The 15,555-nt window shown below is 64.4% G+C and carries 14 protein-coding genes; 4 read left to right on the top strand and 10 right to left on the bottom strand.

Annotated elements, in window-relative coordinates:
* The first annotated feature begins 48 nt into the window (after positions 1-48).
* A complete protein-coding gene (locus JVX91_RS19670; RefSeq protein ID WP_138526252.1) occupies positions 49-1,815 on the top strand; it encodes a DUF1302 domain-containing protein in 1,767 nt (588 codons plus the stop codon).
* A gap of 17 nt (positions 1,816-1,832) precedes the next feature.
* On the top strand, positions 1,833-3,209 hold the full coding sequence (locus JVX91_RS19665; protein WP_205335842.1) for a DUF1329 domain-containing protein: 1,377 nt from the start codon (positions 1,833-1,835) through the stop codon (positions 3,207-3,209).
* Between the two features lie 55 nt (positions 3,210-3,264).
* On the opposite strand, the gene JVX91_RS19660 is transcribed toward JVX91_RS19665, so the two are convergent.
* Genes JVX91_RS19660 through JVX91_RS19630 form a run of 7 tightly spaced genes read right to left on the bottom strand, consistent with a single transcriptional unit; the run spans position 3,265 to position 9,367 of the window.
* Positions 3,265-4,284, bottom strand: a complete 1,020-nt coding sequence (locus tag JVX91_RS19660; protein WP_205335841.1) for a DUF1254 domain-containing protein — start codon at positions 4,282-4,284, stop codon at positions 3,265-3,267.
* Positions 4,285-4,306: 22 nt separating this feature from the next.
* A complete protein-coding gene (locus tag JVX91_RS19655) occupies positions 4,307-5,704 on the bottom strand; it encodes a DUF1254 domain-containing protein (protein ID WP_240201627.1) in 1,398 nt (465 codons plus the stop codon).
* 57 nt (positions 5,705-5,761) lie between these two features.
* Positions 5,762-6,340: a DUF2889 domain-containing protein gene (locus tag JVX91_RS19650; RefSeq protein ID WP_205335839.1), complete on the bottom strand. Its 579-nt coding sequence runs from the start codon at positions 6,338-6,340 to the stop codon at positions 5,762-5,764.
* A gap of 53 nt (positions 6,341-6,393) precedes the next feature.
* Positions 6,394-7,221 carry an SDR family NAD(P)-dependent oxidoreductase gene (locus JVX91_RS19645; protein WP_205335838.1) on the bottom strand — a complete coding sequence of 276 codons (828 nt, stop codon included), beginning with the start codon at positions 7,219-7,221 and terminating at the stop codon, positions 6,394-6,396.
* Between the two features lie 29 nt (positions 7,222-7,250).
* Positions 7,251-7,670 (bottom strand): MaoC family dehydratase, encoded by a 420-nt coding sequence (locus tag JVX91_RS19640; RefSeq protein WP_240201626.1) that lies wholly within the window; start codon positions 7,668-7,670, stop codon positions 7,251-7,253.
* Positions 7,671-7,680: 10 nt separating this feature from the next.
* Positions 7,681-8,121 carry a MaoC family dehydratase N-terminal domain-containing protein gene (locus JVX91_RS19635; protein ID WP_205335836.1) on the bottom strand — a complete coding sequence of 147 codons (441 nt, stop codon included), beginning with the start codon at positions 8,119-8,121 and terminating at the stop codon, positions 7,681-7,683.
* Positions 8,122-8,179: 58 nt separating this feature from the next.
* A complete protein-coding gene (locus JVX91_RS19630) occupies positions 8,180-9,367 on the bottom strand; it encodes a lipid-transfer protein (protein ID WP_205335835.1) in 1,188 nt (395 codons plus the stop codon).
* Between the two features lie 401 nt (positions 9,368-9,768).
* Between JVX91_RS19630 and JVX91_RS19625 the strand changes: the two genes are divergently transcribed.
* Together JVX91_RS19625 and JVX91_RS19620 are read left to right on the top strand one after the other, a co-directional pair.
* Positions 9,769-11,583: a DUF1302 domain-containing protein gene (locus JVX91_RS19625; protein ID WP_138526243.1), complete on the top strand. Its 1,815-nt coding sequence runs from the start codon at positions 9,769-9,771 to the stop codon at positions 11,581-11,583.
* Positions 11,584-11,598: 15 nt separating this feature from the next.
* On the top strand, positions 11,599-12,963 hold the full coding sequence (locus JVX91_RS19620; protein ID WP_205335834.1) for a DUF1329 domain-containing protein: 1,365 nt from the start codon (positions 11,599-11,601) through the stop codon (positions 12,961-12,963).
* A 61-nt stretch (positions 12,964-13,024) separates the two neighbouring features.
* On the opposite strand, the gene JVX91_RS19615 is transcribed toward JVX91_RS19620, so the two are convergent.
* Genes JVX91_RS19615 through JVX91_RS19605 form a run of 3 tightly spaced genes read right to left on the bottom strand, consistent with a single transcriptional unit; the run spans position 13,025 to position 15,353 of the window.
* Entirely contained in the window at positions 13,025-13,711 is a 687-nt protein-coding gene (locus tag JVX91_RS19615; protein WP_205335833.1) for a TetR/AcrR family transcriptional regulator, read from the bottom strand.
* 59 nt (positions 13,712-13,770) lie between these two features.
* Positions 13,771-14,205: a thioesterase family protein gene (locus tag JVX91_RS19610; RefSeq protein WP_205335832.1), complete on the bottom strand. Its 435-nt coding sequence runs from the start codon at positions 14,203-14,205 to the stop codon at positions 13,771-13,773.
* Entirely contained in the window at positions 14,202-15,353 is a 1,152-nt protein-coding gene (locus JVX91_RS19605) for an iron-containing alcohol dehydrogenase (protein WP_205335831.1), read from the bottom strand. Before JVX91_RS19605 ends, JVX91_RS19610 begins: the two co-directional genes overlap by 4 nt.
* Between the last annotated feature and the right edge of the window lie 202 nt (positions 15,354-15,555).

The following is a 15,555-nucleotide window of genomic DNA, read 5'->3' as shown; positions in this document are numbered from 1 at the left end:
TACCTGCACTTCCTCACCCGTATGGCATGACAACAAGGAAAACAATCAATGCACGCCAACACCTTCACCCGTTGCCTGCTGGCCGGCGCGGTCTCCCTCGCCGCGGCCGGCCAGGCCGGCGCAGCCGCCTTCACGCTGGGCGAGATCAAGGGCCAGTTCGACTCGAGTCTGTCCATCGGCGAGAGCTGGTCGACGGCCAGCCCCGACAAGAAACTGATCGACGTGAGCAACGGCGGAACCGGTCACTCGTCCACCGGTGATGACGGGCGCCTGAATTTCAGCAAGGGCGACGCCTTCTCGAAAATCTTCAAGGGCGTGCACGACCTGCAGCTCACCTACGACGACACCAGCTTCTTCTTGCGCGGCAAGTACTGGTACGACTTCCAGCTGAAGGATGAGAACCATCCTTTCAAGGAAATCAGCGACCACGGCCGCGAGATGGCCTCGCGATCCTCCGGTGCCGAGTTCCTCGACGCCTACGTTTCGCAGAAATACGAGCTGGCGGAGCGGCCAGGTAACGTGCGCCTGGGCAAGCAGGTCATCAGCTGGGGCGAAAGCACTTTCTATGGCAACTCGATCAATGCCATCAACCCGCTGGATGTCGCCGCCTTGCGCCGCCCCGGCGCGGAACTCAAGGAAGGGCTGATTCCGGTCAACGCGCTGTATGTCTCGCAGAGCGTGAACGAAAAGGTGAGCGTGGAGGGCTTCTACCAGTTGCAGTGGAAGCCCTACGCCTTCGACAACTGCGGCACCTTCTTCGGCAGCGATGTAGTCGCCAAGGGCTGCAATACCAACATGACCGTGGGCTTCGCCGATGCAGAGGCGCTCGAAGCCCAGGCGGCCGCCCTTGGCCTGGGCTTCGGCGTCAACGGTCGCGAAGGCGTCTACGTGCCGCGGGAGAAGAACCGCGAGCCCGGCGACAGCGGCCAGTATGGCCTGGCCATGCACTGGCTCGACGATGGCGCGGAGTACGGCGTCTATTACCTCAACTACCATTCGCGGATTCCCTTCGCCAACACCCGCACAGCCAAGGGCGTGGTCGGCCAGCTCGATGCCCTGCTCGCCGCCGATCCCAGCGGCGAGCTGGCCATCGCCAGCACCCTGGGCAACAGCAGCTATTACCTGACCTACCCAGAAGACATCCACCTGTTCGGTGCCAGCTTCGCCACCACCCTGCCCACCGGCACGGCCTGGAGCGGCGAGATCAGCTACCGCCCCAACGCTCCCGTCGACATCAACGGCACCGACGTCGGCGCTGCGGTACTCAACCCGGTCTACACCGCACTGACCGGAGCCGCCGCGGAGCCCACCGTTCCGAGCGTCGAAGGTCAGGTCAACGAAGGCTACAAGCGCAAGGAAGTGACCCAGCTGCAGAGCACCCTGCTGCACATCTTCGACCCCATGCTTGGCGCGGAGTCCCTGGTGCTGGTTGGCGAGGCGGCCATCACCCATATCGGTGGCCTGGAATCCCTGGACCGCCAGCGCTACGGCCGGGACTCGGTGTACGGCGATGTCACCAACTCGCGCCACGGTTACTACAGCGCGACCTCCTGGGGCTACACGGTCAGCGCCCAACTCGACTACAGCGACGTCTTCGCCGGCATCAACCTCAAGCCCAATCTGGGCTGGAGTCACGACGTGCATGGCTACGGCCCGGTGTTTAACGAGGGCTCGAAAGCCATCAGCGTCGGCGTCGACGCGGACTACCGCAGCACCTACACCGCCAGCCTGGCTTACACCAATTTCTTCGGCGGCGACTTCAACACCAACGTCGACCGCGATTTCGTCTCGCTGAGCTTCGGCGTTAACTTCTGAATAGGAAAACGAGCAGCATGAAAAACCGCAAACTGATGCAAACCGGCGCCCTCGCAGTCGCACTCTCACTGTTGGCCAGTAGCGTGACGGCAGCCGTCAGCCCTCAGGAAGCCGAACTATTGGGCACCAAGCTGACGCCGATTGGCGCGCAAAAGGAAGGCAATGCCGAAGGCAGCATTCCCGCCTGGACCGGCGGCCTGCCGAAGAGCGCGGGGCAAGTGGATGCCGGCGGCTTCCTCAGTGATCCTTTCGCCGCTGAAAAGCCGCTTTTCGTCATCACCGCTGCGAACGCCGAGCAGTACAAGGACAAGCTCAGCGTCGGCCAGTTGGCGATGCTCAAGCGCTACCCGGACAGCTACCGGATCCCTGTGTATCCGACCCACCGCAGTGCCGCGGTTCCCCAGCAGATCGCAGCCCTGGCCAAGCAGAGCGCGCTCAAGACCCAGTCGATCAATGATGGCAACGGTCTGGCCGAATTCTCCAGCACGGGCTACTACGCCTTCCCGATCCCGAAGAACGGCGTCGAGGTGGTATGGAACCACGTCACCCGCTACCTGGGCGGCAGCTTCAAACGCAGCTACATCCAGGCAACTCCCCAGGAAAACGGCGGTTTCACCCCGGTGCGTTTCGAGGAGGAGCAGGTCTTCCCGCCACAGATTTCCGGCCTGCCCAAGGACGAAGCGGACAACCTTCTCTACTACTACAAGCAGTGGGTCACCGCGCCGGCACGCCTGGCCGGCACCGTGGCAGTGGTGCATGAAACCATCGACCAGGTGAAGGAGCCGCGCCTGGCCTGGGTCTATAACGCTGGCCAGCGCCGAGTAAGACGCGCGCCACAGCTGGCGTATGACGGCCCGGGCACGGCCTCGGACGGCCTGCGCACTTCCGATGACCTGGATATGTTCAACGGCGCGCCGGACCGCTACGACTGGAAACTCGTTGGCAAGAAGGAGATGTACATTCCCTACAACAGCTACCGCCTGGAGTCGCCGCAGCTGAAATACGACGACATCGTCAAGGCCGGACACATCAACCAGGACCATACGCGCTATGAGCTGCACCGGGTCTGGGAGGTAGTCGCCACGCTCAAGCCCGGCGCCCGACATCTCTACTCACAGCGGCACTTCTACCTCGACGAAGACACCTGGCAGATCGTCGAAGAAGATCGCTACGACGGCCGCGGCCAGCTCTGGCGCGTCGGTGAAGGGCATATTCTCTATCGCTACGACCAGCAGGCTTCCTACGCAGCGGCGGAAACGCTGTATGACCTGCAGTCCGGACGCTATATGGTGGTGGGCCTGCGCAACGAGGAGCCGCGCAATACCCAGTACGGGTTCACCGCCAAGGCGTTCGACTACACCCCCGCTGCCTTGCGCAACGATGGTCTGCGCTGAGTCAGCGCCGCACCTGGAGAGCGGGGCCCGGCGGGCCCCGCTTCAGGTTTGCAGATCAAGGCAACGGCTTCGCCTCGGGGAACTTCCAGCTGCCGTCCAGCAACTCGGCCTGGGGACGATACAGACGCACCATGTAGTTCCAGCCCGGAGTGATCGGCAGGCAGTTCGCCTGCTTGCCATCGCAACCGCCAAACAGCACCTGCACCGAACCATCGGCGGCGCGCTTGGCCGTGAGGTTGTTCAGGGTGTAGGCGTTCTGCGGGTTGGCCTGGAAGTAGCCTGCGGCGTTGTACACACTGATCGACCAGAAGGCATCCACCGGTACCCGTCCGACCGTCAGCCCGTAGCGCGTGGTGCCGTCATTTCGCTCCGGCGTGACATTCAGGTACAGCGCATCGCGCTCCGGGTTACCGCCCCAGGCCGAGGCACTGCCGATCAGGTGCCGCAGCGGATCGACCTGACCGCGCGCGCCGAACATGCCGCGCGAATCCGGCAAGGTCGCCGCCAGGCCTAACAACGCAGTGCGAACACGTTGCTGACTGGCTGTATCCCACGAGGTCTCCTCATAGCGTCCGGGCCCTCCCGGTTGGCTCACCCGTACCTGCTGCTGCAGCGCATGGGCAGCCTGCAGGTCACTGGCATCGGTGGGGTCGACCAGAGTACGGATACCGACGAGCACATAGCGCGTGCCGACCTGCTGACGATCGAAGCGATAGGTGCCAGCGCCGTAGCCCATCGGTGAGGTGTACTGGTCCTGGCTATAGGCAACCAGCGAGAAGTAGCGCTTGCCGGCATCGGGCAGCGTGATGCTCACCGGGCCGGCGTCGAGGTCGAACACCGCCGAAGAATACAGCGTGTCGCGGTTAGGGCGGACAATCACCTGGCTGTCGATCGGTACCAGTGCGGCGTTGTGCACGAACTGGCCAAAACCGCCGCGTTTGACGGTCAGATCGAAGAAGCGCGTCGATTCGGCACGGGTGAAGTTGTCGATGGTCACCGTCGTTTCGGCGGCCAGCGCGGGCGCCTGGGCAGTGGCGACCGCCAGGACCAGGAAAGTGGCCTTGAATGCGGACATTGCGGTTTCCTTGTTGTTGTATTCAGTCAATGCGTTGCACGCGGGGAGCCTGCCAGTGGCCGTCGAGCGCTGCAGGCCTGGGCCAGTAGAGCCGACCGGCGATGTAGAACGGCCCATCGGGAGCGGGTAGCCAGTTCGCCTGCAGCGGTCCAGCCGGCGGCTGGTGCTGGATGTAAAGGGTCAGGCCGCCATCGGCATCGTGCTGCAGCGTTGGCAGCATCGCCGAGTTGATCAGGTAGCGATTCAGCGGGTTGGCTACCAGTAGGCGAGCCGAGTCGTACATCGTCAGCGACCAGAAGGCGTTGACCGGCGGCAGTTGGCCGGGAGCGAAGCGCAAGGTGTAGCGATGGCGCGAGGCATCCAGCTTTTCGCCGCTGCTGTCGAGGTAGAACGGCGGATAGAGGGTTTCTTCCTTGTCGTTGCCGTACAGCCCAGTGACGGTCGCCCGCATCCGATAAAGATAGTTGTCGCCCAGGAAGGCGCGGCTGCCGAGGAAGTTGCTGGTGGCGACCTCGCCGCGCGCCACGCGCTGGCCCAGGGCTTCGAAATCGCGCCAGGCGTCGGCCATGCCTGCTTTGATCGCCTCGCGCAAGTCCGCCGGCAGATTGTCCGCATCGAAATGCTGGCCCGAACCTATCCCCAGCCTGGCGAAGCGGGCCATCAGAGCCTTCTCGGATGGATGAGTCGGGCAGTACCCGAGCACGAAGTTGAGCTGCTCGAAGAACTCGAGACTGCTGCGCTCCGCCTCGGCGCTGAGCGGCACACGGAAGTCCACCGGCGGTACGGCAGGCGGCGCAGGCTGACCAAGGAACGCCGAGAGCGTCTGCACCTTGTAACCCGCCTGGACCTGCTTGACATTTTCCAGGTCGTCAGTCCCCTTGAGCTGGGTGCGATAGAAGACGAAAGCGAACTCGGTTTCCGAGCGGAATACGCGATCGATGCCCGGCGGTACAGCGCCGTCCCAGTCCGGACCGGCGAGCAGAAAGCGCCCACCACCATTGCCGGTGGTGCGGCTGCCGACGTAGCCGAAGTTGTAGGTGTAGGCATCGACGAACTGCGCCGAGTAGTAGCGCCCGTCCTCGATTACCGGCAGGGTCAGTACCAGCGGCTCGCGGCGCAAGTCGGCGCCGAGCTGGGAGTACGGAGTATCGGCATTGGGCGTCGGGTATGCCTTGTCTTCCGGGGTGTAGATGCGCGCGGTGTTGTGCAGAGTGTTCCAGGGTGCCTTGAATTCCGGATGCTGGCGGTCCTGGAAATAGGTGTACTGCACCCGGTAGTTGTCCACCAATGGGAAGCCGTAGATATAGGCCTCCCTGGCGATGGCCCGGGCCTCCTGCGGCGATGGTGCTGCGGCGTGGGCGCCCGAGAACGCCGTCAGCAGCATGGCAATGAGGAAAAAGGGACGTTTCTTGTTGTTCACGTTCGTCTCCTGGAGCCGGCCAGCGACGACCGGCATGGTGGGAAGGCTTGAGTCTGTCTATTTCGCGGGATCGATAGCCGGAACGTCAGGTTTCCAGGTACGAATGCGCCGGGCAGCCTCGCCCTCCTCGCGGTAGGCATGGCAGGTATTGAGGACCCAATGGCTTGGCATCTGGAACGATGGATCTGCGGCCGCACGTTCGCGCAGGCGCTTCTGTTGCAGGGGTGCGAGCGTCTGAATGGCAGTGGTGGCCATGGGGCCGAGCAGTTCGGTCAGGTGCGTGCAACCGACGGTTCCGCCAACCCGTTCGGCTACTCGTCGTTTGAAACCAGCGCCGATGCGCACCCCTGCCAGTGCGCGGTAAGCCTCAGTAACCTGGCCGCATTCGGGGGTCGGAGCCTGCTCGCTGAAGGCCTCGACGCTGTGGATCACCAGGTCCCAGTCCAGCACCATCACCAGACGCATCTGGTGCAGCACGCCGCTGGCAGCCACCTTGCCGTAGATGAATTGTGTCTCTTCGCCCTTGGTGTCGATCAGGCAGCCTTCGATTTCGAACAGCCCGTCCTCGCGATGGTAGCCACGGCACTGCACCTGGCGGTCATGCAGCAGGCGACGTGGCGGTCGTGAGTCTTGCATGGAAATTTCTCCGCTTGAGCAAAAGACCAGGGGCGCCGTGGCGCCCCTGTCATTCACACGGTGCCCAGGCCGCCACCGCAGACCAGGACCTGCCCGGAGACATAGTCGGACTCCGGAATGCAGAACAGGTACACCGCATCGGCCGCTTCGTCCGGGGTGCCCGGACGGCCCAGTGGGATCAGCGTCTTCGATGCCTCGACGGTCGCTGGGCTGATACCCACCTTGATCTGCCGGCCTTCGATGTCGATGAAGGTCGGATCGCCCTCCACCGGCTGGGTCTGGCGGGTCTCGATGTGGCCGAAAGCCACGGCGTTGACGTTGACCTTGTAGCGCCCCCACTCCTTGGACAGGGCCTTGGTCATGCCCAGCACGCCCGCCTTGGCGGTGGAATAGTTCATCTGGCCCGGGTTGCCGGCGGCCGATACCGAGGAGATGTTCACCACCTTGCGGTTGACCACCCTGCCCTCCGCTGCCTCCTGCTTGGCCAGGGCGCTGATGATCGGCTGGGCAGCACGCAGGATGCGGAATGGCGCGGTGATGTGGCAGTCGATGATGGCGTACCACTGCTCGTCGCTCATCTTCTGGATCACGCTGTCCCAGGTGTAGCCGGCATTATTGACGATGATGTCCAGCGTGCCGTAGGCATCCATGGCGGTCTTCACGAAACGATCGGCGAAGTCCACGGCGGTGACGCTGCCGATACAGGCAACGGCGTCGCCACCCTCGCTACGAATCTGTGCGACGACCTCCTCGGCCGGGGTCGCATCGAGATCGTTGACGACCACGCGGGCGCCCTCGCGGGCCAGTTTCAGCGCGACGCTGCGGCCAATGCCACGACCGGAGCCGGTGACCAGCGCCACCTTGCCTTCGAGTTTCTTCATCGGGGTTTCCTTGTTTCTTGTCATTGGAATCAGGCCAGCGCGACGACGGCCTCGCCGATCAGCTTGTCTTCGCCGTACTGGTTGCTGCAGCGCAGCGCCAGGCGCACAAGGCATTCACCGTCGGCCTCGTACTTGTCGATGACCCGTCCCCGGCAGGTGGGGACATGGCCCAGTTGGGTAATGCCGGTGAAGCGCACTGACAGCGCGCGGATCTGCGCCTGCGGGACCCAGCGGGTGAGCATTCGGCCCAGGTAGGCGACCGAGAGCATGCCGTGGGCAAAAACGTCGGGCTGACGCGCGCGGCGAGCGAAATCGAGATCGATGTGCACCTGGTTGTGGTCGCCGGAGGCACCGGCGTACAGGGCCAGCGTGGTGCGATCAACGGCTGGAAGTGACAGCGGCGGAATTTCGTCGCCGACCTGCAGGTCGTTGTAACAGGGTTGCTGCACGGCTCTCTCCTCAGCGTTGCACCAGGGACGAACGGATGTCCGCGACATGCTCGCCGCGCTGGTTGGTGACGCGGGTTTCCTGGACCACGAAAGTCAGCGCTCCACCCTTCTTCTCGTACACGTCGACCACCCGCGTGTCGAAAGTCAGCAGGTCGCCGGCGAACGCCAGCCGGTGGTACACGAATCCCTGCTCGGCATGCAGGATGCGGCCGAGGTCGAAGCCGAAGATGTCCTCGACGATATGGTCGCTATCGCGTCCTTCGCACTCCAGGCACATGAGAAAGCTGGGCGGCACCGGCAACGAGGGATGGCCGGCCGCGCGCGCAGCGGTTTCGTCCGTGTAGACCGGATCGGTTTCGCCGATGGCCTTGGCGAAGAAGCGCAGGCGCCCCTTCTCCACTTCGGCCACGGTGACGCCCAGTGACCGGCCGATCAGGCTCTTGTCTGGCATCTGCTATTTCCTCCGCAAGGAGACGCCCCGCGCCTGTGCGGCGGGGGCGTCCGAGCCATCAGCCGCGACCGAACAGGGTGACGATGCCCGCACCGCCCAGGCCCAGGTTGTGCTGCAAGGCGTGCTGCAGGCCTTCTACCTGGCGTGCACCGGCGGTGCCGCGCAGCTGGTTGGTCAGCTCATAGCACTGCGCAAGGCCCGTGGCACCCAGCGGATGGCCTTTGGAGAGCAGGCCGCCGGAGGGGTTGGTGACCACGCGGCCACCGTAGGTGTTGTCGCCGTCGAGAACGAACTTCTCGCCCTCGCCTTCGGCACAGAAGCCCAGACCTTCGTAGGTCAGCAGCTCGTTCTGGGCGAAGCAGTCATGCAGTTCGCAGACACGGATATCCTCTGGGCCGACGCCGGCTTTCTCGTATACCTCGCTGGCAGCCTGACGGGTCATGCCGACACCTACCGCGCTGATCATCGACGGCGGGTCGAAGGCCTCGGGCTGGTCGGTCACCAGGGACTGGGCAAGGATGGTGACGTCGGTGCGCAGGCCATGCTTTTTCGCGAAGCGCTCGGAGACGATGATCGCCGCGGCGCCACCGCAGGTCGGCGGGCAGGCCATCAGGCGCGTCATCACGCCGGGGAAGATGACCTGGTCGGCCATCACATCCTCGACGCTGACCACCTTCTTGAACACCGCGAGCGGGTTGTTCGCTGCATGGCGGCTGGCCTTGGCGCGGATCGCCGCGAAGGTTTCCATCTTCGTGCCGTACTTCTGCATGTGCTCCAGGCCCGCGCCACCGAAGAAGCGCAGTGCGTTGGGCATGCCGGCGCCTTCGGGGAAGACGATGTCGGCCACCGCGCACCCTTTGCCAACCGTGGCCGGGCGGTCGGTCCAATGGTCCTTCAGGGCGCCAGGCTGCATCTGCTCGAAGCCGAAGGCCAGCGCACAGTCCACCGCGCCGCTTTCCACCGCCTGGCGCGCCAGCCACAGTGCCGAGGAGCCGCTGCCGCAGTTGTTATTGACGTTGAGCACCGGGATACCGGTCAGGCCCACTTCATAGAGGGCCGACTGGCCACTGGTGGAGTCGCCGTAGACGTAGCCGGCGTAAGCCTGCTGCACCAGGTGGTAGTCGATTCCGGCGTCCTGCAGGGCCAGGCGTACGGCCTGGGCGCCCATCTCGATGTAGCTGGCGCTGGCGCCGGGCTTCGCGAACTGAATCATGCCGACACCGGCGACGTAGGTTTTCTGCGACATCACTCTCTCCAGAGTCATTGGACGGTGGCCAGCCGCCGCGGCATGCGGCGAACAGGCCAGGCTGGATTCGATGGTTGCGCAGTGCATGCGGGGCGCCATCCCCTCCCCTCGCCGATGGCGCCCCCTCCCGACGAGGGGGGAACCGTTGGAAGGCGCTCCAGGCACTCTCGCTGGCCACCCCCCCATCAGGGAGGGGGGATTGCGCCCCTCCGAGGGGAGGAGGTAGCTACCCGGCAGGTACAGGATGAGCTCGCCGTCGTAGGACGGCGCAAGCCACAGCAGCCGGGGCGCAATAGCCGCGCAAGCCACCTCACCGTCAGCCGCCCCGGCACTGTCAATTCCCGCGTCGGATGGGCTCCTGGCCGCTTCCGATGTCGGGGAAACACGCACTGGAGAACCGCATGACAATAAGAAAAACCGGAGTCTTCCAACCGCACCTGCTCGCCGCCGCCGTCGCTCTGGGCGTGGCCACGCAGGCTGCCGCCGTCGACTTCAACATCGGCGAAATCGAGGGCAAGTTCGACTCGTCGCTGTCCATTGGTGGCAGTTGGTCCACCACAGGCGCCAACCCGAACTTCATCTCCAACTTCAACTCCCAGGGCGCCAAGGGCAAGGCCGCCTCGCGCACTGCCGACGACGGCCGTCTGAACTTCCGCTCCGGGGAAAACTTCTCGACCATCTTCAAGGGCATCCATGACCTGGAGCTCAGGTACGGCGACAGCGGCGCCTTCCTGCGCGGCAAGTACTGGTACGACTTCGAGCAGGCCGACGGCAACCAGCATTTCTACGACATCGACGACAAGGGTCGCGACGAGGCCGCGCGGACCAAGGGTGGGCAGTTCCTCGATGCGTTCGTCTACCACAACTACAACCTGGGCGATCTGCCGGGCAACGTGCGCCTGGGCAAACAGGTGGTGAACTGGGGCGAGAGCACCTTCATCCAGAACGGCATCAGTTCGATCAACCCGGTGGACGTGGCCGCTCTGCGCCGGCCCGGTTCCGAGGTAAAGGAAGCCCTGGTACCGGTGAACATGTTCTACCTGTCCCAGGGTCTGACGGAGAACCTCACCGCCGAGGGCTTTTATCAGATCGAGTGGGATCACACCGTCGTCGACAACTGCGGCACCTTCTTCGGCGTGGACGGCATTGCAGCCGGCTGCTACGACCGCCTGGTGGTGACCGGCGACGACCTCGCCCCTGGCCAGGCGAACAACACCGGCGGCCCGGCCACACTGGTGCGTGGTGGCACCGACGATGCCTATATTCCGCGCAGCAAGGACCACGACGCCCGCGACGGCGGTCAGTACGGCATCGCCTTGCGCTGGTTCGTGCCGGAGCTCAACGACACCGAGTTCGCCGCCTACGCGATGAACTACCACAGCCGTTCACCGGTGCTCAGCCTGACCACCGCCACCAACCTGTCCAACCAGTTGGCGGCCATCCGCAGCGCGCGCTACTACATCGACTACCCCGAGGACATCCGCCTCTACGGCCTGAGTTTCGCCACCAACCTGGAAGGCGTCTCGCTGGGTGGCGAATTGAGCTTCCGCCCCAACATGCCGCTGCAGATCAACACCGCTGACCTCAACCTCGCAGCCCTGGGCAGCGCAGCGTCGCCGATCTACGTCAGCGGCGAGCAACGCCTGAGCGCCGGCGCCGACATCCCGGGCTACAAGCGCATGCCGGTCACCCAGGCACAGCTCACCGCCACCAAGCTGTTCAACCAGGTCCTGGCTGCCGAACGCCTGACCGTCGTCGGCGAGGTCGGCTACAACCACATCGGCGGTGTCGGCGACGCCGACGGCAGCGACATCCGTTTCGGCCGCAACCCGGTGTTCGGCGCCGGCCAGCTGTCCAACCAGGCCGTCTGCCGGGGCAGCGCGGTGGGCACGGCCAACGCCAGCAACCCGCAGCAGGAATGCAACGACAACGGCTTCTACACCAGTAGCTCCTGGGGCTATCGCCTGCGTGCGCAACTCGACTACCCGAACGTGTTCGCCGGCATCAACCTCGCGCCGAACCTGGCCTGGTCGCAGGACGTCAGCGGCTACGGTCCGAACTTCGAGGAAGGCCAGAAAGCAATCAGCGTCGGCCTCAACGCCGATTACCTGAACACCTACACCGCCAGCCTCGCCTACACCGACTACTTCGGCGGCCACTTCAACACCCAGACCGACCGCGATTTCGTCGCCCTGAGTTTCGGCGTGAACTTCTGACGCAGGTAACCGATCATGAAAAACTCGATGTTGATGAGCACTGGCGCACTGGCGCTGACCCTGCTGGCCTCCAGCGTCATGGCGGCTGTATCGCCCCAGGAAGCCGCGCAACTGGGAACCACCCTCACACCGCTGGGTGCACAGAAGGAAGGCAACGCCGATGGCAGCATCCCTGCCTGGACCGGTGGCCTGAAGCCTGACGCAGCTCCCGTGCAGAATGGTTTCCTGGGTGATCCCTACGCCCAGGAAAAACCGCTGTTCGTCATTACTGCGGCCACCGCCGCACAGTACAAGGACAAGCTGAGCGAAGGGCAGCTCGCGCTGTTCAAGCGCTACCCGGATACCTACCGAATTCCGGTCTACCCCAGCCACCGGAGCGTCTCCAACCCACAGGCGCTGTATGACGCAGCCAAGACCAGCGCCACCTCGACCGAACTGGTCAACGATGGCAACGGGTTGGCGCACTTCACCGCACGCAACTATGCGTTCCCGATTCCCAAGAGCGGCGTCGAGGTCGTGTGGAACCACGAGACGCGCTATCGCGGCACCAACTACCAGCGCACCACCGCCCAGGCCGTTCCGCAGGCCAAAGGCGACTACATGCTGGTCGGCTTCCGCGAAACCATGGGGCTGCCGCAGTACCTGCCCGACGCCGATCCGGCGAAGACGGCCAATACGCTGTACTACTTCAAGCAGGAAGTGATTTCCCCGGCGCGCCTGACCGGCACGGTCAACCTCGCCTACGAGACCATCGACCAGCTCAAGGACCCGCGTCAGGCCTGGACCTACAACGCCGGCCAGCGCCGTGTGCGACGCGCCCCCGAGATTGCCTACGACGGCCCAGGCACCGCTGCGGACGGCATGCGCACCACGGACAACACCGACCTCTACAACGGCTCGCCGGATCGCTACACCTGGAAGCTGGTGGGCAAGAAGGAGATGTACATCCCGTACAACAACTACCGGCTTTGGTCACCGTCGGTGAAGTACGCCGACATCATCAAGCCGGGCCACATCAACCAGGACCTGACCCGCTACGAACTGCACCGCGTCTGGGAGGTCGAGGCGACGCTCAAGCCCAACGAGCGGCACATCTACGCCAAGCGCCACATGTATTTCGACGAGGACAGCTGGGCGCTGGTTGGGGTCGACCACTACGACAGCCGTGGTCAACTCTGGCGGGTCGCCGAAGGGCATCTGGTCAGCGACTACCAGCACGGCATCGCCAGCTATGCCGCGCAGACGCTGTATGACCTGATCGCCGGCCGCTACGTGGTGCTGGGCCTGATCAACGAGGCCAAGCAGGGTACGCAGTACGACCAGAAGTTCACCACCAACGACTTCACGCCTGCCGCCTTGCGCAACGCAGGCATCCGCTGAGTCAGATCTGCTGCAATACGCACGCCCCGCTCTGCGGGGCGTGTCGTTTCTGCTGCGGTCGCTATGCTTCGCTGGTCAGCAGCCCGTGGAGCATCCGCGCGATCATCGCGGCGCTCTCGTCTTCCGCCAGGTAGTGCGGGCGCTCCAGGCGCATGGCCCGTGGCAGGGTCAGGAGTGTCTGGTACACGAAAAACCGTGCCTTCTCACGGTCCTTCACGCGGATTTGCGCCGCGAACCGCTCGAACAGCGCAGGCGTCGCGCCGGCAGACCAGCATTGCCGGGAGTCCACCAAGTCCAGGCGGACCAATTCGTCGTAGCGGGTCACCCGCTCGCTGAATTCCGGGTCCAGGCAGGACTTGCGGTGATGCACCGCCAGCCCCCTACGCAGCACCAAAAGCAACCCGTCGAGCAACGTCGCCGCTTCGGGCAGGGCATCAATGGCGGCCAGCAACTGCTCGCCCGCCTCGCGGCGGTAATCTTCGAACACCGCGGCAATCAGCGATTCCATCGCCGGAAAGTATTCGTAGATCGAGCTGATGGCCACTCCGGATACATCCGCGAGCCGCAGAGCTGTAAGGGCCTCGCGGCCCTCTTCCTCGAGAATCTGCCGCCCGGCCTGCTTGAGCGCCTCCACCAGGGCAATGGAGCGCGCCTGTCGCGGTTGCTTGCGCGGTTGCGGCGGCATGCCCAGCGGTATCAGCGCAGGATCCGCATCGTGGTGTTCCTGGTCTTTCGGCGGTTTGCCCATGGTTTCCAGCCCTCCGGCTGACTTGGCACCGCGCCGAGGCTGCACGGTGCCAAGGCGCTTCAGACGATCAGGGTCGACAACTCGCGACGGACCACACCCGGAATGCTCGCCGAACTGCGGCTCTCACGGTCGACATAGACATAGACCACTTCGCCGCAGGCGCAGGCCTCGTCTTCATCTTCACGGAACACACCCAGCTCGTAACGCGCACTGCTATGCCCCAGGTGGACGATACGCAACCCGATGCTGACCCGCTCGGGAAAGGTGATCGATGCGAAGTACGTGCAGTTCGAGGCCACGATCAGCCCGATCACCGGGCTGTTGCCGATATCCAGCGTGCCGCTTTCCACCAGGAACTGGCTGATCGCGGAATCATAGAAGGAGTAATAGACCACGTTATGCACATGGCCATAGGAGTCATGGTCGCCCCAACGCGTGGTCACCGGGTAGAAACGCACATAGTCGGCCCGACGCGGGCGCCCTGCCGGCTTCACAGTACCGCCTGATACAGTGCAAGCGCCGCATTCAGGCTGACCTCGCGCGGGTTGTTGGCGAGCAGGCGACCCTGTTTCAGCGCGTCCTCGGCCAACCCCTCAAGGTCATTCTCGGCTACCCCGACCTCTCGCAGGCGAGTCGGCAGGCGCAAGCGCAGCGGCAGGTCGGTGAAGTACTCGATCAGCGCCTGTGTCCTGCTTCGTGCGTCACCCTCCAGCCCCGGCAGGACGATATCCGCCAGTTCGGCATAGAGAGGCGCCGCAGCGTCCTGGTTGAAGCGCAGCACACCGGGCAGCATCAGCGAATTGGACAGGCCGTGAGGCACATGGAAGCGCGCACCCAACGGGTAGGCCAGCGCATGCACCGCCGCCACCGGCGAATTGGCGAACGCCATGCCGGCCAGGCAGGCGCCCATGAGCATGTCTTCGCGGGCCTGGATATCTGCACCGCTGCTGCACGCGCGCTCGATACTTCCAGACAGCAGGCGCAGGGCTTCACGCGCCAGGCAATCGGAAATCGGATTCTTGCGGTGGCGGCTGGTGAAGGCCTCGATGGCATGGACCATCGCATCGATCCCGGTGGCCGCCGTGACATGCGACGGCAAGCCGATAGTCAGGTCGGCATCAAGTACCGCGAGGTCCGGCAGCAACAAGGGCGAGATAACCACGCTCTTCTGCCCGTCGCCATTGGTGACCACGGATACCGCGGTCACCTCAGAGCCGGTACCCGCCGTGGTCGGCACCAGGATCAGCGGCAGGCGGGGCCCGCGCGCCACCTCGGTGCCGTAGACGCAAGCCAGCGACTCGCCGCTGCGCGCCAGCAGTGCCGCCAGCTTCGCAGCGTCCAGAGAGCTACCGCCGCCCAGACCGATCACGCAATCGGCCTCGCATTCCAGCGCCGTGGATACCGCAGCCTCGATCACGCTCTCCGGCGGGTCGGCCTGGACTTCAGCGAACACGCGCAGCGATAGCTGACTGCGGGCGAAATCGTCAATCACTGGCTGCAGCAGTCCGGCGCCCAGGACGCCCGGATCAGTGACCAGCAGTACCGAGCGGCAGCCCATGCTGCGCACACGTTCGGCCAATCGCGCGGACGCGCCGCGCTCGATGTGAATGGATGGAGTCGTATTGAAAGTCAGCGTCGCCATGGTGTCTTCGTTCCGGCTGGTCTGTCGCTTTGCGAAGGCGCCGAGGCGTGTCGGCGCCGGACGGCGCTCCCCGCTCCCACAGCCAGCATAGGGACCTCGACACGCCATCGGTCCCCCTCATCCGGAGGGGGCGTTCATGGCTCGCGGACACTTAGCCGGCAAATCCAGAATGCCCCTGGCAAGGATTTTTTTGCCTTCTGAA

It is taken from the genome of Pseudomonas sp. PDNC002 (assembly GCF_016919445.1).
Lineage (GTDB): Bacteria > Pseudomonadota > Gammaproteobacteria > Pseudomonadales > Pseudomonadaceae > Pseudomonas.
The sequence above is the reverse complement of the archived record's forward strand: the minus strand, read 5'-3'. Positions and strand labels throughout refer to the sequence as shown.